At 33.4% G+C, this 22053-nt stretch carries 19 protein-coding genes; 8 read left to right on the top strand and 11 right to left on the bottom strand.

Translation table 11 applies throughout. The annotated features are described in order from the left end of the window. Positions 1-206: 206 nt before the first annotated feature. The 7 genes from LX80_RS01515 to LX80_RS01485 all read left to right on the top strand — a co-directional run bounded on the left by LX80_RS01515 (position 207) and on the right by LX80_RS01485 (position 10151). Positions 207-518, top strand: a complete 312-nt coding sequence (locus LX80_RS01515) for a hypothetical protein (RefSeq protein WP_146250353.1) — start codon at positions 207-209, stop codon at positions 516-518. A 100-nt stretch (positions 519-618) separates the two neighbouring features. Continuing rightward, positions 619-1899, top strand: a complete 1281-nt coding sequence (locus LX80_RS01510; protein ID WP_111293263.1) for a TolC family protein — start codon at positions 619-621, stop codon at positions 1897-1899. A gap of 19 nt (positions 1900-1918) precedes the next feature. Continuing rightward, positions 1919-3025 (top strand): efflux RND transporter periplasmic adaptor subunit, encoded by a 1107-nt coding sequence (locus LX80_RS01505; RefSeq protein ID WP_111293262.1) that lies wholly within the window; start codon positions 1919-1921, stop codon positions 3023-3025. A gap of 25 nt (positions 3026-3050) precedes the next feature. Further along, positions 3051-6242: an efflux RND transporter permease subunit gene (locus tag LX80_RS01500; protein ID WP_111293261.1), complete on the top strand. Its 3192-nt coding sequence runs from the start codon at positions 3051-3053 to the stop codon at positions 6240-6242. An 86-nt stretch (positions 6243-6328) separates the two neighbouring features. Then, positions 6329-7195, top strand: coding sequence for a TraB/GumN family protein (locus LX80_RS01495; RefSeq protein ID WP_111293260.1), 867 nt, complete (start codon positions 6329-6331; stop codon positions 7193-7195). Between the two features lie 88 nt (positions 7196-7283). Further along, positions 7284-8807 carry a serine hydrolase gene (locus tag LX80_RS01490; protein ID WP_111293259.1) on the top strand — a complete coding sequence of 508 codons (1524 nt, stop codon included), beginning with the start codon at positions 7284-7286 and terminating at the stop codon, positions 8805-8807. A 39-nt stretch (positions 8808-8846) separates the two neighbouring features. After that, positions 8847-10151, top strand: a complete 1305-nt coding sequence (locus tag LX80_RS01485; protein ID WP_111293537.1) for an amidohydrolase — start codon at positions 8847-8849, stop codon at positions 10149-10151. A 58-nt stretch (positions 10152-10209) separates the two neighbouring features. On the opposite strand, the gene LX80_RS01480 is transcribed toward LX80_RS01485, so the two are convergent. The 5 genes from LX80_RS01480 to LX80_RS01460 form a co-directional block, all read right to left on the bottom strand. Then, positions 10210-10881, bottom strand: coding sequence for a YggS family pyridoxal phosphate-dependent enzyme (locus tag LX80_RS01480; RefSeq protein ID WP_111293258.1), 672 nt, complete (start codon positions 10879-10881; stop codon positions 10210-10212). 9 nt (positions 10882-10890) lie between these two features. Further along, positions 10891-12075 carry a hypothetical protein gene (locus tag LX80_RS01475; RefSeq protein WP_146250352.1) on the bottom strand — a complete coding sequence of 395 codons (1185 nt, stop codon included), beginning with the start codon at positions 12073-12075 and terminating at the stop codon, positions 10891-10893. A 46-nt stretch (positions 12076-12121) separates the two neighbouring features. After that, positions 12122-13276: an acyl-CoA dehydrogenase gene (locus tag LX80_RS01470; RefSeq protein ID WP_111293256.1), complete on the bottom strand. Its 1155-nt coding sequence runs from the start codon at positions 13274-13276 to the stop codon at positions 12122-12124. Between the two features lie 85 nt (positions 13277-13361). Next, a complete protein-coding gene (locus tag LX80_RS01465; RefSeq protein WP_111293255.1) occupies positions 13362-14174 on the bottom strand; it encodes an N-acetylmuramoyl-L-alanine amidase in 813 nt (270 codons plus the stop codon). Positions 14175-14180: 6 nt separating this feature from the next. Next, a complete protein-coding gene (locus LX80_RS01460; protein WP_111293254.1) occupies positions 14181-15257 on the bottom strand; it encodes a 3-oxoacyl-ACP synthase III family protein in 1077 nt (358 codons plus the stop codon). Positions 15258-15357: 100 nt separating this feature from the next. Between LX80_RS01460 and LX80_RS01455 the strand changes: the two genes are divergently transcribed. After that, positions 15358-15954, top strand: coding sequence for an HD domain-containing protein (locus LX80_RS01455; protein ID WP_111293536.1), 597 nt, complete (start codon positions 15358-15360; stop codon positions 15952-15954). A 19-nt stretch (positions 15955-15973) separates the two neighbouring features. On the opposite strand, the gene LX80_RS01450 is transcribed toward LX80_RS01455, so the two are convergent. The 6 genes from LX80_RS01450 to LX80_RS01425 all read right to left on the bottom strand — a co-directional run bounded on the left by LX80_RS01450 (position 15974) and on the right by LX80_RS01425 (position 21923). After that, positions 15974-17638, bottom strand: a complete 1665-nt coding sequence (locus tag LX80_RS01450) for a PAS domain-containing sensor histidine kinase (protein ID WP_111293253.1) — start codon at positions 17636-17638, stop codon at positions 15974-15976. A 106-nt stretch (positions 17639-17744) separates the two neighbouring features. Further along, positions 17745-18479 carry a bacillithiol biosynthesis deacetylase BshB1 gene (bshB1, locus tag LX80_RS01445; protein WP_211307670.1) on the bottom strand — a complete coding sequence of 245 codons (735 nt, stop codon included), beginning with the start codon at positions 18477-18479 and terminating at the stop codon, positions 17745-17747. A gap of 151 nt (positions 18480-18630) precedes the next feature. Beyond that, on the bottom strand, positions 18631-18882 hold the full coding sequence (locus LX80_RS01440; protein ID WP_111293251.1) for a type B 50S ribosomal protein L31: 252 nt from the start codon (positions 18880-18882) through the stop codon (positions 18631-18633). A 170-nt stretch (positions 18883-19052) separates the two neighbouring features. Continuing rightward, entirely contained in the window at positions 19053-19544 is a 492-nt protein-coding gene (locus LX80_RS01435; RefSeq protein WP_111293250.1) for a YajQ family cyclic di-GMP-binding protein, read from the bottom strand. A 74-nt stretch (positions 19545-19618) separates the two neighbouring features. Further along, complete coding sequence (locus LX80_RS01430; protein ID WP_111293249.1) at positions 19619-20659, bottom strand: phosphotransferase enzyme family protein; 1041 nt, start codon at positions 20657-20659, stop codon at positions 19619-19621. Continuing rightward, positions 20646-21923, bottom strand: a complete 1278-nt coding sequence (locus tag LX80_RS01425) for an NAD(P)/FAD-dependent oxidoreductase (protein ID WP_111293248.1) — start codon at positions 21921-21923, stop codon at positions 20646-20648. The genes LX80_RS01430 and LX80_RS01425 overlap by 14 nt, the downstream gene beginning before the upstream one ends. Positions 21924-22053 lie beyond the last annotated feature (130 nt).

The following is a 22053-nucleotide window of genomic DNA, read 5'->3' as shown; positions in this document are numbered from 1 at the left end:
AAAAACTGTTGCATACCAAAATTTGCAACAGTTTTTTATTTTTGTTATCACTAAGTTAAAACAGCATGAAATTCAGATTATTCCAATACCCTGGCCATATAAATTTTACATTTGTACTTGTGATTGGATTAATGAAAAATAGAATTAAAGATTTTGCAACAAAACTTCTTCTTCTTTTGGTTGCTTTACAGGTCTTGAATTTCAGCATGGACACCATTGATTTCCATCCACATAAACACAGAAATACCATTAGCGATTTTAACTATTTAAACTCTGTTGTAGAATACTTTGATGAAATTATTTTGGGTAATAAAGATGCCTTCCCGGAATACAGTAAACACAATGCCAAAGAATCGCAAAACATTAAACACTTCGATGTTAAAATATGTCAGCAAGTCCCATTTAAACTTGTACCCAATCACTATATTATTCAAAATACTCCCTACAATAACAAAAACGAATTTTATTCTTTAATGGTTATTAAAGAAATTATTCCTCCCCCTCCCAAGGTTGCATAACCTTATTTTTTTCGGATTTAATTAGGATTTTTGGTTAAAATATTCAATTTGAGTTGTATTTTAACCCATATAATTTATTCATTGAATATCACATTTTTTTATGCTAAAACTTAAACAAGGAGTTTTATTAGCTATTTCAATATTCAGTTTTGGAATAGCAATGGCACAATGGCGACCACCGGTTAGTGATACCATTCATTTAACCATTGACAGCGCAGAAAACATTTTTCTTAGAAACAATTTATTATTACTGGCACAACGCTATAATATAGATGCACAAAAAGCATTAATAATACAAGCCAAGTTGTATCCGAACCCAAACATCAATATTTCTCAAATGATGATACAGCCCGTATCAAAAAAAATATTGCCGTTTGGTTCAGAAGGTGAAATACAAGCCACACTATCACAAATGATAATACTGGCAGGTAAACGGAACAAACAAATTAAGCTGGCTGAAACCAATGCTAAATTAGCCGAATACCAGTTTTACGATTTAATGCGCACTTTGCGTTATACTTTACGTACCGACTTTTATAACATTTATTACCTTACTCAATCATCAAAAGTATATCAACAAGAAATTAATGCTTTACAACAAGTAGTTACCGCTTTCGAAGAGCAACAATCAAAAGGCTATATTGCTGAAAAAGAAGTTGTGCGTATAAAAGCACAGCTTTACAGTTTACAAAGCGAGTATAATGATTTAATCAATCAAATAAATGATACGGAGAGTGAACTACGCCTGGTGTTGCAAATAAAAGACAATTTTATTCTACCGGAAATTAATGAAGCGGAACTGGCAAAAATTACACCGAATAAATATCCGTTAGCTACATTAATTGATTCTGCTTATCAAGCACGTACGGATTTAAAAATTGCCAAGGCTTATACCGATATGAGTAAGCAAAATTACGATTTACAGAAAGCCTTAGCCGTTCCCGATTTAACCTTGCAGTTGGGTTACGACCAACAAGGCAACTACATCAATAACTTTAATAGTATCGGATTCGGTATTGATGTACCCATTTTTAATCGAAATCAAGGCAATATAAAGTCTGCAAAATCAATGATTGATTATAATGCTACAACTCAAAAAAGCACTGAGGCAAGTATTGAAGAGCAAATATACCGAGCCTTACAAAAGGCATATGATAACACTGCATTATACCAAAAAATAGATCCCTCATTTGGAAAGGATTTTGACAGATTAAAAGATGAAGTTTTAAACAACTACAAAAAAAGAAACATAAGCCTACTGGATTTTTTGGATTTTTATGATGCTTACAAACAAAACACTTTGCAAATAAATGCCATAAAATTTAACCGCATAAGTGCTTTTGAAGATTTAAATTATTTTACCGGCACATCACTTTTTTAAACCCTGAATCAAATTAAATATGAAAAATATTATGCTTAAAAAATGTATTCCGGCAGCATTTTTAATTGCTATAAGTTTTTTTAGCTTAACTGCATGTAATGAAGCCGCTGAAAAAAAAGAGGAAAGACAACAATATGTTATTCCAGATTCATTATTAAAAACGTTAAGAATTGATACCGTAAAAACCTGTCCTTTAGTTGATGCAATAACTTTAACAGGTATGGTTGATTTTAATCAGGACAAACAAGTCAATATATATCCGTTAGTTAGTGGAAATGTTGAAGACATAAAAGTACAATTAGGTGATTATGTTGAGAAGGGTCAGGTGCTGGCTGTTATTAAAAGTAGCGAAATGGCCGGCTATAGTAATAGTTTAGTAAATGCCCAAACCAACTTAGCGGTAGCCAAAAAGAATTTAGATGCCCAACGTGATTTATTTAAAAGTGGCCTTGCATCTTCACTTGATGTAAATAACGCAGAAGCCAATTACCAACAAGCTGTTGCACAATTAGAAATGATTGAACGTATTTTAAAAATCAACAGTAACAATACACAAGGTAACTACATTATAAAAGCACCCATCAGCGGCTTTATTGTTCAAAAAAATATTACCAACAATACCGCTATTCGTACCGATAATGGCAACAATTTATTTACCATTTCCGACTTAAAAGATGTGTGGATTTATGCTAATGTGTACGAATCGAATATTAGCAAAATTCATTTGGGCGACCCGGTTGATGTTACAACTATTTCATACCCTAACAGAGTATTTAAGGGAAGAATAGATAAAATGATGAATGTATTAGACCCTACTAACAAAGTAATGAAAGTTAGAGTGGTACTACCGAATAATGATTATGCATTAAAACCACAAATGTTTGCCAGCATTTTGGTTACTAATAAAGAAAACAAGCAATCAATTTGCATATCATCTAAGGCTTTGGTTTTCGATAACAGCCGCTATTATGTTTTAAAGTATGAAGGAAATGGCAAAGCCGTTATAACACCGGTAGAAGTAATAAATACCATTGGCGACAAAACTTATATTGCTTCAGGCATTAATGTTGGCGATCAAATTATTGCATCGCAAGCCATTTTAATTTATGACACACTAAACAATTAGTTTAAAATTATTACAAACCATAGCAATGATAAAAGTATTAAAAAGCGTTATCGGTTTTTCGCTTAAAAATAAATTTTTCATAATACTTGCATCGGTGGCAATGATCATTGTGGGCATAATTACTTTTAAAAATATGCCAATTGAAGCCTTTCCCGATGTAACCAATACCGAAATAAGTATTATAACCCAATGGCCGGGAAGAAGTGCTGAAGAAGTTGAAAAGTTTGTAACCATTCCCATTGAATTGGCTATGAACCCGGTACAAGATAAAGTTAGCCTTCGTTCCACAACCATCTTTGGTCTTTCTTACGTAAAGTTAATTTTTGAAGACAATGTAAAAGACCCTCAGGCCCGTCAGCAAGTAATGAACCTTTTAGGTAATGCTAATCTTCCTAACGGTGTTACTCCAAGTGTGCAGCCCCCTACCGGTCCAACAGGTGAAATTTATCGCTACACTTTAAAAAGTAATGTAAGAGATGTTAGGGAATTAAAAACCATGCAAGACTGGGTAATTGATCGTCAATTGCGCTCCGTTCCCGGTGTTGGTGACATTGTAAGTTTCGGAGGTAAAACTAAAACCTACGAAATACAAGTAAATCCTGAAAAATTAACCAACTTAGGTATTACACCGCTTGATGTATTTACGGCAGTTCAAAAAACAAACATCAATATTGGAGGTGATGTAATTATTCAAAACAACCAAGCATTCGTAGTAAGAGGTATTGGTTTATTGAACGATATTAATGAAATTAAAAATATTATTGTTCAGAACATTAATGGTGTACCTGTATTGGTAAAAGATGTAGCCAATGTTGAAATTTCAAATTTGCCAAGACTTGGATGGGTAGCTCGTTCAAACGGATTAGTGAATAAAGATGGACAACGTGTAGTAACCGATGAGCCCGATGTGGTAGAAGCAATTATACTAATGCGAAAAGGCGAAAACCCAACTAAAGTTTTAAATGCTATTAAAAGCAAAATTGATAAGCTGAACAGCTATATTTTGCCGGCCGACACACAAATTGTTCCCTACTATGATAGAACAGATTTAATTAACTATGCAACGCATACTGTTTTACATAATTTAGTAGAAGGTATTTTGTTAGTGACCCTACTGGTTTCGCTATTCATGTTTAATTGGCGCACCACACTAATTGTTTCCATTATTATTCCCATGGCCCTTTTATTTGCATTCATTTGTCTTCGCTTAATGGGTATGAGTGCAAACTTATTATCATTAGGTGCTGTTGACTTTGGTATTATAATAGATGGCGCGGTGGTGATGGTGGAAGGAATGTTTGTTGTGCTCGATCACAAAGCACGTGACTTGGGCATGGAGCGATTTAATAAAATTGCTAAACTGGGCTTAATTAGAAAAAATGGTGCTCAACTCGGAAAAGCTATTTTCTTTGCCAAAGTAATTATCATAACAGGCCTATTACCCATTTTCGCTTTCCAAAAAGTAGAAGGTAAAATGTTTTCACCATTGGCTTACACCCTTGGCTTTGCTTTACTGGGTGCATTAATTACCACTCTAACCTTAGTACCTGTATTAATCAGCATTCTATTAAAAAAGAATGTACACGAAAAACACAATCCTTTTGTAGCAACTTTAACTGGCTTTATGCTGAAAGGATTTTCAGGGGCTTATAAAAGAAGAAAAATAGTGGTACCTATAGCCTTAATCATTATGGCAGCCGGACTTTATTCTTTTAAATATTTGGGGTCCGAATTTTTACCTGAATTAGACGAAGGCTCAATTTGGTTAAGGGTACAAACACCTTACAGTATATCGCTTAACAAGTCAGTAGAAATAGCAGCACAGGTACGCAAAATTTTAATGGGATTTCCACAAGTAAAGTATGCCGTTTCGCAAACAGGACGCCCGGATGATGGTACCGATGTAGCGGGTTTTTACAATAATGAATTTTCGGTAATGTTATACCCCGAAGATTCCTGGAAACCTCGTATTAGTAAAGAAGAATTAATAGAGAAAATGAATAAAGCACTCGAAAATATTCCGGGTGTTGATCTAAACTTTTCCCAGCCTATCATGGATAACGTGGAAGAAGCTGTTTCGGGCGTGAAAGGTTCCATTAGTGTTAAAGTATATGGCGATTCATTGAATTACATGGAAGGCAAAATTCAAGAAGTGTACAACATTTTAAAAGACGTACGCGGTATAACTGATTTAGGGGTTATACACAATATTGGTCAACCTGAATTAGATGTAAATTTAAATCAGGACAAAATGGCTATGTATGGTGTAGCTACTGCCGATGCAAATGCAGTTGTTGCCATGGCTATTGGCGGCGTTGCAGCATCCACACTATATGAAGGCATTAAAACTTTTGATATTAGAATTCGCCTTCCCGAAGATTTTAGAAAAACACCCGAAGACATTGGTAATTTGTTGGTTCCTACACAAAGTGGTTCTAAAGTTCCAATAAAGGAAATTGCCACCATTACTCAAAAAACAGGTCCGTGTTTAATTTTCCGTGATGATAACCAACGTTACTCGGCATTAAAATTTTCAATTCGCGGAAGAGATATGGGTAGTACCATTGCAGAAGCTCAACGTAAAGTGGATGCCGTTGTACACTTAAAACGCGGCTATACAATGGCATGGCAAGGCGATTTTGAAAATCAGAAGAGAGCAGAAAATCGTCTAGCACAAGTAGTGCCAATAAGCTTAGCTTTAATTTTCTTGTTACTGTTTACTATGTTTGGTAACCTAAAAGATGCAGCACTTGTATTCTTAAATGTACCCTTTGCCATAGTTGGTGGTATAGCTGCCTTATTTATAACAGGCACTAACTTCAGTATTTCAGCCGGTATTGGCTTCATAGCTTTGTTCGGTATATGTATCCAAGATGGTGTATTGCTTATAACCGTATTCAAACATAATCTTGAAACCATTAAGGGGGCATCTAATACTTTATATACCTCTATTAAATTGGGCGTAAACTCACGTATTCGTCCGGTAATGATGACGGCCTTAATGGCTGCCATAGGTTTGTTGCCTGCAGCCATTTCGCATGGTATTGGTTCTGAAAGTTCAAGACCACTGGCGAGGGTTGTTATTGGCGGTATTTTATGTGCCATGATTTTCTCATTATGGGTATTCCCACTTATATTCGGCTGGGCTTATAGAAATGTAGATAAGAAACATCGATCAGCAAACCATGATGAATCACAAAAGAATGAAAACCAATAATCATTCACATTAAATAGCTAAAATGTAAAAGCCGCTTCTTATCTTCATGAAGCGGCTTTTTATTATGAATAATATTTTTTTGAAAAATGCGATTATTGTATAAAATCAATATAATTGTTTCATTACTTTTTTTAAACTTTAATTTTATTGAAGCTCAACAAACATCATCTTTATTATGGCGAGTTTCAGGTAATAAAATAAAAAACAACACTTATATTTTTGGTACATTTCATTTATTGTGCCCTAATCAATTTCAAATTCCCGATACCATTAATTCCTTAATACAACAAGTAGATACCGTTTATTTTGAAATTAAACTCAATGATCCTTCCCTATTTAATAATATGCTGCAACAAATGACCATGCAAAACCATCAATCACTGCAGCAATTTATTGCACCAACTGCCTATGACTCCATGAATACTATATTCCTAGAAAAAACCAAAATGAACCTGAATTTCTTTCAATACTACAAACCCATTTTAGTTACCTCTTTCTTATATCCTTCATTAATGGGTTGTAATCCAATTTCACTTGAAACCATGCTTCAAAATATTGCAGAAAAATTTAAAAAACCCATATCGGGTTTAGAAACAGCCGATTATCAATTCAAAATATTAGATAAAATTCCTTACGAGCAACAAGCAAAAATGCTTCAAACAACTTTGCTGCATTTCAATCAATCACAAAACGAATTAAAAAAAATGGTTGAAATGTACCAACGAATGAATATCGACAGCCTGCAACAAAGTTTAAAAAGTGAAGATAATTTATTGCAATATGAAAATGATTTGGTTATACAACGCAATAAAAACTGGCTGCAAATATTAATGAATAGAATGAAAAACACTGCTTGCTTTGTTGCAGTTGGTGCGGGCCATTTAGGAGGTGCAGAAGGACTTATTAATTTGTTACGCCGGGCTGGCTATACTGTAACACCAATTCTTTTTTAAAACACTAAGCTTTTAAGAAAAATTTATTTGTTTTTCAATCACTGCTTTATAAGCACATTGTAGTAACTTTCAACAATAAAAGTGATTTATGCACCAATTGAAATTGATTTTGTCAGGATGTGTATTAGTTTTTAGTTTATCCATTCTTCAGGCACAACCCACATTCATAAAAGATAGCTTAAACAATTATATTATAAACGGAATGCATAACTGGAATATTCCGGGATTATCCATTGCCATAATAAAAGATGGGAAAACTGTGGTAATGAAGGGTTATGGAGTAGCAAATACAACTACCAATGAACCCGTAAATGAAAATACCTTATTTATGATTGCCAGTAACTCAAAATTATTTACTGCAACCGCATTATCACAATTGGCATATGATCATAAACTTTCATTAAACGATAAAATCATTAAATATTTCCCCGATTTTCAATTGTATGACACTGCCGTAACAAAAATGGTCACTATTCGCGATATGCTATCGCATCATTTGGGTACTAAAACTTTTCAGGGTGATTTTTCATTTTGGGACAGTAAAAATTCTCGCCAACAAATTATGTACAAAATGCGCTATCTTAAACCGAGCGGCACATTTAGACAAGATTACGGGTATTGCAATAGTTGTTTTTTAACAGCCGGCGAAATTATTCCAAAAGTTACCGGAAAACCTTGGGAAGTTTATGTGTATGATAGCCTCATTCAACCCTTAGGAATGACACATACCCATACATTAGGGTACAATATGTCTAGTATGCCTAATGTTGCTACACCTTATACTACGGCATTTACAGGAAAATTAACTGCCATTCCCTTTGATCAGGTGGATAATTTAGCACCTGCGGGAAGTTTGGTAAGTTGTGTTGCCGATTTAGCAAAATGGCTCACCATGCAATTAGACAGTGGCAAATACCAGGGTAAACAAATTGTACCTTGGGAAGTATTGCGTACTACAAGAGAAATGGCTACTATTATTTCAAGTAGCAAAAGAGGTGATTCCCATTTTAGTGGCTACGGCCTGGGTATTTTTGAAACCGATTATCATGGTAAACAAGTGTTCTGGCATACGGGTGGCGCATTTGGATTTGTTACCAATACTTGCTTTGTACCTGAATTAAATTTAGGCATTACTATATTAACCAATCAGGATAACCAAGAGTTTTATGAATTATTACGGTATCAAATATTAAATGCCTATTTAAATGTGCCCTATGAAAACCTAAGCAATATAGCTTTACCCGGTTTTAAAGATGAACAAGAATATGAAATTAAGAAAATTACTGCCTGGAAAGAAAGATTCAAAGACAATGCACCACCGTTACCTATAAAAATGTACACAGGCACCTTTGAAAATAAATTATACGGTACCATTACCATAACTGCCCAACCCAATACACAAGGCACTTTACACGTACAATTCAATAGCCATAACAATTTAACTGCAACCTTACAATATTTAGATAATGATGAATGGTTGTTAACCTATTCAAATCCGGCATTTGGCATTTTTACAACATCATTTTTAACAAAAAACAATATGGTAACCGGTATTTCTATTAAAGCGAGCGATTTTGTTGAATATGATCCATATTTATTTACAAGGAAGTAAATGATTATTTTTTTTACCAATAAACCAAAACTGCAAACTATGAGATGGACTAAATTTTTATTATTGCTGCTACTGCCATCATGGCTATTTGCACAAAATGAAACCAACATTATTAATACCTACAGCAATGCGGTAAACGATTCGGTAATTGCCTGGAGAAGACATTTTCATCAATTTCCCGAATTGTCAAACCGTGAGTACAATACCGGGGCTTATATAGCAGCCTATTTAAAAAAATTAGGTTTAGAAGTTCAATATCCCGTGGCAAAAACAGGTGTTGTAGCAATATTAAAAGGAAGTAAGCCCGGTCCCGTTGTTGCGTTAAGAGCCGATATTGATGCACTGCCGGTAGTTGAACGTGTACAATTACCTTTTGCCAGTAAAGTTACCGGCGAATATGAAGGGAAAAAAGTAGGGGTAATGCATGCTTGTGGGCACGACTCACATATTGCTATTTTAATGGGTACTGCTACCGTATTATCAAAAATGAAAAATGTACTACCCGGTACCGTTAAATTTATTTTTCAACCTGCTGAAGAAGGTACCCCTGATAATGAGGAAGGTGGCGCTCCTTTAATGATAAAAGACGGTGTAATGAACAATCCAAAAGTAGATGCCATTTTTGGTTTGCACATTAATTCACAAACAGAAATTGGAAAAATAAAATACAAATCCGGTGCAACCATGGCATCAAGCGACTGGTTTACGGTTAAAGTAAACGGTAAATCATCACATGGCTCTCAACCGTGGAGTGGTATTGACCCTATTGTAATTGCTGCACAAATCATTCAAGGCTTTCAAACTATTGTTAGCCGTCAGGAAGAATTAACCAAGGCCCCCGTTGTAATTACCGTTGGAAAAATAAACAGCGGTGTTCGCAGTAATATTATTCCTGAAACGCTTACTATGGAAGGAACTATCAGAACTTTAGATAGTAAGATGCAACAAGATGTGCATGAAAGAATGAAGCGCACTGCCGAAAAAATTGCAGAAGCTTCCGGTGCTAATGCTACGGTTAGCATAGATACGAAAACTGAAGTTACTTACAACAATCCCGAATTGGTTAAAGAAACTTTACCTGCTCTAGAGTTGGCTGCAGGAAAAGATAATGTATCTACAATGGATTGGACTACAGGTGCGGAAGATTTTTCATTTTATGGCGATAAAGCACCTGCATTCTTTTTCTTTTTAGGCGGTATGCCCAAAGGAATGGATCCGGCCAAAGCCCCCCCTCATCATACACCTGATTTTTATATAGATGATAGTATGCTAACTGTTGGTGTAAAAGCATTTTGCCAAATAGTATTTCAATACGCCAAAATGCATCCCATTAAAACTTTATAAGTAATGAACAACGGTTCAAAGAAAAAACTTTGAACCGTTGTTTTATAAATAGCATTATTTATGAACGAGCCCCAAACAATAAACTGCCTATGCGTACCATATTGCTACCATTAGCAATGGCTAAACGATAATCACTACTCATACCCATTGATAGAATATTAAATTGAGTGAAGTAAGGAAATTGAATTTGGCAGGTTTCATACAGTTGGTGTAAATATTGAAACTCCTTTTGTATCTGTTTTTCATCATTGGTAAAACTAGCCATACCCATTAAACCGCGAATTTGTATGTATTGATAGTCAGCATTATCATTAATAACCGACATAATTTCAAATAATTCTTCATCATTTAATCCAAACTTGGTTGTTTCATTGGCAATAAACACTTCCAATAAACAATCTATTTTCCGATTATTTTTTTGGGCATGTTTATTAATTTCTGCCAACAATGTTAAACTGTCCACACTATGTATTAAGTGTACAAACGGGGCAATATATTTCACTTTATTTTTTTGCAAATGCCCTATAAAATGCCAACGTATATCAGTGGGTAATTGGGGTTGTTTTTCCATTAATTCTTGCACATAATTTTCACCAAAATCTCTTTGCCCCAACCGGTACAGCGTCAAAATATCTTCAATAGGTTTGGTTTTACTAACTGCAACTAAGGTTGTATGAGTTGGTTGTAATGCTTGTTGAATTAAATGATAGGTATTGATATCAACTGCCATAGTACAAAATTAAGGAGCGGAAATTGTATTCTGCTGATGCAAAAGCAAGTATTCCATTAACAATACAATATTATAGCTTGACGAATAATAATTAAACACACCAATTTGCAATGAAGTAAATAAATTCTTAAATACACTGGGCAAAATTGAACCCATGGTAGCTTTGAAAAAAACAAAATCATTATTGAAAAAGAAATCAGAAAAGCTTTGAGTATGAATTATTGTATTATTCAAAGGATATTCATGCCATTTTAATAAAGCTGTCGATAAAATTATTTTATCGAAATATTGGGTGGAAGACTGATTCAACAATTGATGCGTCATATTAATTAACACCTTTCGTTCATTATCTAACCCATGAAAATTTGGTAATGACATTAAACGAGATAAGTGGTATAATATGATGGGTAATCGTTGATAATGTGGGGCAATCATTGCAGATTTGGTTTGCAAATAGTGATGGGCAATACAAGCTTTAATTAAATTAATTGCAGCAGTATCAGCTTTTGAAACAGGCAAATTATACTTATACGTCAGGTATAGAATGTTACTTAGTACACATATATCAAAATCAATTGGCATTTTATCACCAAACCAAGTTGAATAGGTGGGATAACTACGCAATATTTTTGGTGCTGAACGATTTTTCTTACCGTTTCTTAAGTTAACATACTGTTGCATTAATAAATGTACCTTTTGTACATCTGCACTATCGGTATTCAAAGCCATTAAACTAATAGCTGTATCATCCATATCATCCGGTAATGCCATGGAAGTATTCATTAAATTAAGCCAACCGCCATTTGGAAAAACAATAGTTGGATTTGTGGACCAGAAATTATAAGTATTTCTACCAGTTGCATTTTTAAATTTTTTAAAAGCAGGCAAAGCATTTTGAATGATTGAATCGACCAAAACTTTATCATCAGCATTAAAATTTGGATAAAGTTCTCTTAACGTAAAAACTATAAGTGCAGTAAAAAATATATTATCATCAGGTTTAGCAGCATTAAAATGATAAGTTCTAAAACTTGGAAATGTACCTTTAGTAAATTCATTATTGGTGAATACTTGTTGCTGTGCCAGTATTTGCAATAAAGTATTAACGGAAATTGTATCAACAGAAGCAGCCATTAATCTGTAAGAAAAATGGCTGCATAAAAACAAAATAAATACTAACTTTTTGAATGGCATGGCAGTTATAAAAAATAAACAACAACAACTGCCGGCTTTAAAAGTTTTATTTTAAAATATTCCGGCTTATCACAATACGTTGTACCTCACTGGTTCCTTCATAGATTTGAGTAATTTTGGCATCACGCATTAACCGTTCAACATGGTATTCTTTTACATATCCATAACCGCCATGTATTTGTACGGCTTCAACAGTAACCCACATAGCTGTTTCGCTGGCATATACCTTAGCCATAGAACTACTTAAATCGTAATTCATTCCATGGTCTTTTTCCCATGCAGCTTTTAAACACAATAATCTTGCCGCATCAATACGGGTAGCCATATCTGCCAACTTAAATTGGATGGCTTGGTGTTTAGCTATTTCTTGGCCAAATGCTTTACGCTGTTTTGAATAAGCTAATGCCAATTCATAAGCGCCACTTGCAATACCTAATGCTTGAGCAGCAATGCCAATTCTACCGCCGGATAAAGTTTTCATGGCAAACTTAAAACCAAATCCATCTTCACCAATTCTGTTGGCTTTAGGCACTTTTACATCATTAAATAATATACTATGTGTATCACTTCCTCTAATGCCTAATTTATTTTCTTTAGCACCTACGGTTACTCCAGGCCAATTTTTTTCTACAATAAAAGCATTAATACCATGAGAACCTTTTTCAGGATGGGTTTGTGCAATAACCAAATAAACACTTGCACTTGAACCATTGGTAATCCAATTCTTGGTTCCATTTAACAAATAATAATCACCCATATCCTCAGCTGTTGTTTTTTGTGATGTTGCATCACTTCCAGCCTCGGGTTCACTTAACAAAAAAGCACCAATATATAGTTGACCATCTTTTTTACCTTGCGCCAAGGGGGTTAAATATTTTTTCTTTTGCTCTTCAGTTCCAAATTCCTGTAATCCATAACATACCAAGCTGTTATTTACACTCATACAAACACTGGTACTGGCATCTACTTTGCTAATTTCTTCCATTGCTAAAACATAACTAATGGTATCCATCCCTGCCCCACCATATTCGGGTTTAACCATCATACCCATGAAACCCAAATCTGCTAATTGCTCCACTTGTTCTTTTGGAAATTTTTGGTGTTCATCTCTTTCAATAACACCCGGCAAACATGTATTTTTAGCAAAATCGCGGGCTGCTTTTTGAATCATTAAATGCTCTTCACTCAATTTAAAATCCATAATTGTAATGTTTAATACGGCAAATTTAAGCTAACAAGTGTTAGTAACATCAAATTCTAGTATGTAAATTTTTTAAAGGAGTGTGCTACATATATTTCTTTTGTAAATTATACAGAATTAAACGGGCATCCATATTCATTCCCGGTGTTGTATCCTGCAAAAAATGGCGTTTAAAGGCAATAATTGCTGCGGAACTATCTTTCACATCATACCCAATAATACGCAAAGCAGCCAGTGTATTAAATGAAGCAGGTAAGGTATCTTTTATGTCAGTGTCAAACCAATATCCAAAACCTTGATTGGCTAATAATTGCCATGGGAAGCGATAATTGGGATCATTTTTTCGAGTAGGTGCAATATCACCATGACCAATAAAATTGGCTGTGGGTATTCGGTAGTTTTGTTTTAATCGATGCAACAAACTGAGCAAGCTATTTATTTGTGCTTCAGGGAAAGCTTCAAAACCATTGTTATCCAGTTCAATTCCAATGGATGATGAATTTACATCTTTATCGTTACCCCAACTGCTAACACCTGCCTGCCAAGCCCTAAAATAATCGTTTAACATGTGATATACTGTGCCATCTTTACAAATTACGTAATGTGCACTTACTTGAGAAGCCGGACGCGTAAAAGTTTTTAAGGTAATAGGGCAACCATTTTGTGCTGTATGGTGTATAATAACGTAATTGGGTTTACGTAAATTAAAATTTGTGGTACCCACAAAATAAGGTGGTTGTTGTATGCTATCGGAAATAGGAACTTCAGGTAATGCTTTTATTTGCTTTGCCCAAGCAGCAGCTTGCTTTTTATAACTTTTATTACTGGCATAATAAGGATTACGCGAGCAGGCATATAAACCTATAAAAAACAGAAATAAAATAAATAAATTTTTCATATACCATTACAGTTTATAAGTAACGGCATTAATATTCATGCCGGCACCTACCGATGCAAATAAAATAATATCGCCTGTTTGCAAATGATGTTCGGGTACTAAACTTTTTCTAACCCAATCGAGCAAAGTGGGAATAGTGGCTACAGAACTGTTGCCTAAGGTATGAATACTCATGGGTAAAACGTTAGCTGGAACTTTTTGAATACCATACAATTCATACATTTTTTTCACAATTCCTTCATCCATTTTTTCATTGGCCTGGTGTAAAAAAATCATTTTTAGTTGTTCAATAGGAATTCCGCTTTTATCTAAGCAAGCTTTCATGGCTTCAGGAACATAACGCATGGCATACTCATATACTTTTCTTCCTTTCATTTTAATATAGCGGATGCGAGGGTCAGCTTCAGGAAAATAAGATTTACCCATGTACAAATAATCTAACTCTTCTAAAGCATGCGATAATACACTATATGATAGAATCCCAACTTCTTCATTGGTTTCTTTTGCACTTACCACACAAGCACCGGCTCCATCAGAAAAAATCATGCTATCTCTATCATATACGTCAATAACTCGTGATAAGGTTTCTGTACCTATTACTAAACAGTTTTTAGCAACACCTGCTTGTATAAAAGCATGCGCTTGTATTACACCTTGTAACCAACCGGGACAACCGAATACAATGTCATAAGGAACACAAAGAGGATTTCGTATTTGTAAACCATGCTTTACTCGCGATGCAAGCGCAGGCATGGTATCGGTTTGAATGGTATGTTGGATAACATTACCAAAATTATGTGCTAAAATTATTTGGTCTATTGATTCTTTATCTATTCCGGCATCTTCAATAGCTGCATTTGCAGCAGCAATGGCCATGTCAACATTATTCATATTACCAGGCGCATAACGTCTGGCTTCAATGCCGGTAATATTTTTAAATTTTTCTGCAATTTCGGTCGATGGCAAGGCAATAGGCTTACTGTTTTCATCGTAAAATTGATTAATGTAAAAGTCTTTATTCAACTTAATTAATTCAGGAATATAGCATCCTGTTCCGGTAATAACTGTTTTAATGGCAGGCATTTTAAAAAAATATAAATGTGAAGATTAAATGTAAGCATTGTTCATTAACAAAAGTGCATTTAATAAAAATTCAAACCTGTATCTTTATTCAAAAAAAATTATGTCGTTACAAATAGGAAGAAGTGTATTTGGGAATATTGCCAATAAGAATAATGTATTAAGCAAACAAGCTGCAATGGAATTAATGCAGCAATGGGTATTAAACCCGAAATTACAATTACACATGTTGCAGGTAGCACATTTAATGAAGTGCTGGGCCAAAGAAAAAGAAAATTTATCTGAAGAAGAATGTTGGAAATGGGAAATGGCAGGTTTACTGCACGATGCAGATTGGGATCAGTGGCCTGAATTACATTGCAAAAAAATTATTGAAGAATTAGAGCAGCGCAATATTGATCCGGAAATTATTCATGCAATAGCATCACATGGTCCGGCACATTTTGGCGTACAACCGGAAACTAAAATGGATAAAATGTTATATGCCTTTGATGAATTATCCGGCTTAATTCATGCATATTCATTAATGCGCCCCAATGGATATGAAGGAATGGATGTAAAAGGTGTAAAGAAACGATTCAAAGAAAAATCGTTTGCTGCTAATGTATCACGCCATGAAATATTAGAAGCATGCGAAATGGCAGGGATAGCATTGGATGATTTAATTGCATTTATTATTAATAACATTAATAATATTTAAAAATAAAAACATAAAAATTTCAATTTGATGGTTTAGATTCAGAGGGGATTTTAATTTCAATTGCGCATCCTTTATCCGGGGCTGTATTAATATTAAGTTCACCTAAAAATAGGGATACCCTTTTTTGCATATTAAGTAACCCAATACCATTTTTGATTTTATCTAGTTCAAAACCAATACCATTGTCCGAAGTAAAAAGTATCAAAAACCCCTCCTCATTATGTAAAGAAATCTCAACAGTAGTTGCTTTTGAGTATTTTTTTATGTTCACTAATTGTTCTTGAATGATCCTATATAAGTGTGTAATTAGTAAATCGGATAAGTAATAATTCTCTGATAAAGAATAAACAAATTTAATTTTATATAATTGATTATAAGAAGAAATTAGATTCAATATTTGCTCATAAAAATTATCTCTATTCAATAAAGGCAGAGCTAATTTATGTGATAAATTTCTATTAATTTTTATTACTTCAGTAATGTGATTTTTAACCGAATTTATTTTTGATACCTGCTCATACTTAACTATAGAAGATAAATCAATTAAAGCGGCCGTAAGTAGCTGATTTGCATTATCGTGTAGCTCAGCACCAATTTCAAATCTTTCTTTTTCTTGTGTTTCAAAAATTGCTTTTGAAAGCTTATTATCAAATTCATACAGATCGGTCAAATCAACAATTGATACAATTCTTGCGTCAATATTAGCAAACCGAATATACATACTATTACACTCTACTAATAATTTTTTCCCGTCCTTTGTTTGTAATTTAATTCTTGCAGAGTTGTTTAAGTTTTTATTCAAGTTTAAATCAATTAAAATATTAATTGCAGTATTCTGAACTTCCTCTTGAACTAAATCAAGAATTTTCATTTGATACATTTCTGATTCCGAATATCCAAATAAATTTAGCGCAGCCTGATTACACTTAAGAATTTTAAAAGATTTAAGGTTATAAATTATTTTAGGAACTGGACTAAATGAAAATAGATTTTTATATTTTATTTCATTAATTTCTGCCTCAGAAAGAGCTGCTTCAAGGTTTAGTATAATTCGATAAAATAAAAAACCCAAAATAATTAATATAATTATTAATATTATAATATATATATCAAAGTAAATAGAAAATGAATCACGAATTACAAGCAGTGCCCTATTTAATTTTTCATTTTCGTATATGATAAGTTGGTCAATATAGTTTACAATTCTCTTAAAATAAAATTCGCATTTATTATCCAAGTTTATATTGAATAGTGGTGAGTTTTTTTTATTATTAAATATATTCCTCAATATATCATTACGTATAACATTATATTTTATTTTATAATAATTAATTTTATTATAATTATTTCTTTCAAAAGAATCAAGTTCAGTAATTGTAAAAATTTTAAGAAGACTATCAGTTTTTTCTAAATTTATTTTTTGAAACTCTAAAATAGGATTAAAGTATTTTTTTTCAACTTTTATATTTTTGAAAAAAGAATAGTTATTATTTGAATTATTTATATTAATTAAAATTTCCTTAAGCAACGAAATTTTTATTAATATCTCAGATGAAACATTTTTCTCTTCATTCTTTAATTGATAATTATTATTTATGTGAAGAAAAAAACTAATAATTATAGTTATGATGATAATAGAAAAAAAAACGAGAGTTGGAACTGTTAACTTGCTACGAAACTTCATTCAATTTGTTTAATGAAATTGCCTTGCAAATTAAACATCATTAAACAAAAATTATACTTAAATTAATATTATAAATCACACTATATTTTTAAAAGTTACTTAAAACTTAGGTAACATTTTGTATAATAGCATCAAATGAACGAATACCCAATACCTTTTCAGAAATAAATCCTTCGGCATATTCTACACCAATGCGTTTACCCAACATCATGGCACGGGCTTTCACCGTTTCTAAAAATTGAGGTGAGGAAATATAGGTTTGAGGTTCATTTAATTGTACTTCGGGAGTATAGAATTGAGTGCTGTATGCCAAAACTGCTTCAATTTTTTTTGACATATATGCCGAAATATCAATAACAAAGGAAGGTTGTATAAATCGGTCTTGTATGTAATGAAATACATAAGCAGGACGCCATTTTTCTTGATTATTTCCTTCAAATTGCGTTTCAATTTTTCTTAAACCTGATAAAAAAGCAGCATCAGCAACTAATTTTGCACTGCGGCCATGGTCAGGATGTCTATCTTCTGGGGCGTTACATAGAATAATTTCCGGTTGGTATTTTCTAATTACGGTAATTACTTTACGTAAATGTGCTTCATCATTTGTAAAAAATCCGTCAGCCATAGCTAAGTTCTCTCTAATAGTAATGCCCATAATTTGGGCAGCATCGGCAGCTTCTTTTTTACGTGTTTCAGCAGTACCACGTGTACCTAATTCGCCTTGCGTTAAATCTACCACGCCAACTTTTTTCCCTTCAGCAATAGCAGCCATTATTGTTCCGGAACAACCTAGTTCTACATCATCGGGGTGCACACCAAAAGCTAAAATATCTAATTTCATACCTATTTAAATTTATGCAACTGTTTTAATTATAACTGAAAAACAGCTATTTTAAAAAATAGTTGGTTGTAATAAAAATTAATTTCAATAATATAAAACAAAAAACCCAGTCATTAACAGACCGGGTTCTTGCTCTATTCTCACGTGTAAATTAGTTTTTCTTTGCATAACGTTTATTGAATTTATCAATACGTCCTGCAGTATCAACCAATACATTCTTTCCGGTATAAAACGGATGTGAAGTATTAGAAATTTCTAATTTAATTAAAGGATATTCATTGCCATCTTCCCATTGTATGGTTTCTTTAGAAGCGGCAGTTGAACGACTTAAAAATGAGTACCCGTTACTCATATCTTTAAATACCACTAAACGGTAATTTTCGGGATGGATACCTTTCTTCATACTGAATGATTTAGGTTGTACGGTTCAGCCGTACGATTATTAAATTTTTTGAGGGTGCAAAAATAAGGGTTCAAAGCATTTTAACCAAAAAAACGATTCATTTAGTATCCGCTGGACCATTTATTTTATTCTGATTCCCCAATTAAAAAGAAGCAAAAATTGTATAAATGTTACGATTTCATGTTTTCAAATTGCAAAGGAACCCCGAAATCGGTCTCCTTACAGAGTTTAATAACAGCTTGTAAATCGTCAATTTTTTTGCCGGTTACCCTTACAATGGTATCCATTATTGAAGGTTGTACTTTTAAACCGCTGTCTTTAATAGCTTTCACAATTTTTTTAGCAACATCTTGTTTTAAGCCATTTTTTACAATCACTTCTTTCTTCATTACTTTACCACTTGGGTATGCATCTTTATCAAAATCAAATGCATTAGCAGGTATGCCCTGCTTCATTCCACGACTTATTAAAATATCTATCACCTGCTTCATTTTCATTTCACTTTCAACCTCAAGCATTAAAGTAAAGTCTTTTTTATTTAATTCAATAACAACAGGCGAATCTTTAAAGTCAAATCTGCCTTGAATTTCTTTTTTAACGGTATTAATGGTATTGTCTAATGCTTGAAGATCAACTTTACTGGCAATATCAAATGAAGGCATAACAATTTTTTTGCAAAGATAAAAATTTTGTGAACTAAGTTATGCAGATAAAATAATATATAGAGCGGATAAGATTAAAAAATAAAACTTTGCAGTTGCATTTTTTCTAACAAATGAAACTGATTAATTGCTCTATTTAAATTTTGTTCGGGATAAGCACAAGCGTAATATTGATTGTTTTGCAAATAATCGGTTAAGAAACGTAAGGCCTGCATGTAGGTAATAATTTGCCCGGAATACATTAAATGTTCTTTTTCAAAAGACGTTAAAACAACATCCATATGCTCTAAATAACCCTCATATATAGCTTGCCAATATTCTTTTCTCACTTCAATTAATGAAAAATCGGTTTCTTCTTCGCTAACCGGACATAAATAGGTGCGCATCATATCGCCCATATCGCTAAAAAAATAACCGGGCATTGTGGTATCAAAATCAATAACAGCAACACCTTCATTCCTTTCATTCAACAAAACATTCGATATTTTAGCATCATGATGCATTACACGTTGTATACAGTTGTTTTTATGAATGAAATCATTAAACTGTTGTACAATTTTATAATTATCAACCACTTTTTGCATTAAAGCTGTTGCTGCCTTTTTTTTAGCTGTATTTGCGTTTTGCCATGCTAGTTGCATCTGCCAATAACGAAATGAAAGATGATGAAAAAAAGGTATTGAAACATGGCATTTGTTCACCGGAAATGTTGCCAACAAAGCCGTGAATTGACCAAATTGTTTGGCAGCTTCATAAGCTTCATTTGAAGAAAGTAATATTGAATTGGTATGTGTGCCTTTAATGAATGGAAACAATCGGTAGTAATTTCCTTCAATTTCAATTATGGTTTTTTGCTGAATAGTTGCTATTGGAGCAACGAATAAGTATTGCGGGAAATAATCATGAAAAAACTGTGCTAACAAGCGTAAATTTTCATCAATTTTTTCAGGTTGAGGAAAAACATTTGTATTAATTTTTTGAAAAATATATTCTTGTTCTACAGTAGTTATTTTATAAGTATAGTTAATTAAACCACCGGATAATACTTCTATTGATTTTATTTCAGGAAGTTGATACAGAAGTTGAATTTGAATTGGCAGTTCAATTGTCGACATTGGTTAATACATTCTTTTTAGGTTTATAAAATTCCCTGAAAATTAAGCGTAAATTAGGGTCTTTGGTAAAATAATTATAAATCCAGTTAATGAATACTTGTATTCTGTTTTTTACGCCAACCAATAAAAACAAATGAAGCCCCATCCAAACCAGCCATGCTAAAAAACCACCAAAATGTAATTTGGGCTTTGGAATATCAACTACCGCTAAATTTCTTCCAACGGTAGCCATGCTTCCTTTGTCATGGTATTCGTAAGGAACAGCTTTACCGGGATGCAGTAAATTTAATGCTAAACGAAACCCTTGTGTTATAGCCACATTGGCAACCTGTGGATGTCCATGCGGATATAAAGGTGTTTCCATATAGGCTACATCACCTACAGCATACACATCCGGTACACCCAACACTTCATTAAAGCGATTTACTTTTAGCCTGTTGCCTTTCACTACTAAACTTTCATCGAGTCCTTTTGGCACATTCCCTTTAATGCCTGCAGCCCAAATTAATGTATTGGACGCAATGGTATGTCCGTTACTTAATTTAACCACTTCCCCATCATAATCATCAACAGAAACACCTGTTATAACTTCTACACCCAATTGCTTTAAATATTGCTCAGATTGAATTTTGCTTTTTTCCGACATTGAAGCCAATGTATGTTGGTTATGCTCTATCAAATAAATTTGCATTAATGAAAAGTCAAGTTCCGGATAATCTTTGGGTAAAATAATATTTCGCATTTCTGCTAAAGCACCACATAACTCCACCCCCGTTGGTCCGCCCCCTACTACTACAATGGTTAACAATTTCATTAGTGCTTCTCTGTCTGTAATCTGCAATGCCTCTTCTAAATTGTGTAAAAAACGGTGGCGCAACTGCAAGGCTTCTGCTGTACTTTTCATTGCTAATGCAGCTTCCTGAATTTTGGTATTACCAAAGAAATTGGTATCAGCTCCCGTTGCAATAATCAGTTTATCATATTGAAAATTGCCAATATCCGTATGTACTTCTTTTAAATGAACATCCACGCTTTGCACATTCGCCATACGTATATGAATATTTTTACTGTTTTGAAACACCTTTCGTAAAGGGAATGAAATGTTGCTGGCATCTAACCCGGCAGTTGCCACTTGGTAAAAAAGAGGCTGAAACTGATGATAATTATATTTGTCCAATAACCAAACTTCAATATTTTTTTGATTATTTAGGGTACGTGCAATTTTCAATCCGGCAAATCCTGCTCCAATTAATACTATTTTCATTATGCTATAATTTTATTTCAACTGCATAAAGGTACAGCACTGTATCTGGCTTTATTTACTTTATTTGGAAAGAATTTAGCAACTGAAATGCTTATAATTTGGCTGATTAAATTAACTTTATTTACAGCAT

It is taken from the genome of Hydrotalea sandarakina (assembly GCF_003254115.1).
Lineage (GTDB): Bacteria > Bacteroidota > Bacteroidia > Chitinophagales > Chitinophagaceae > Hydrotalea > Hydrotalea sandarakina.
This window is presented reverse-complemented; position numbering and strand designations above follow the sequence as displayed.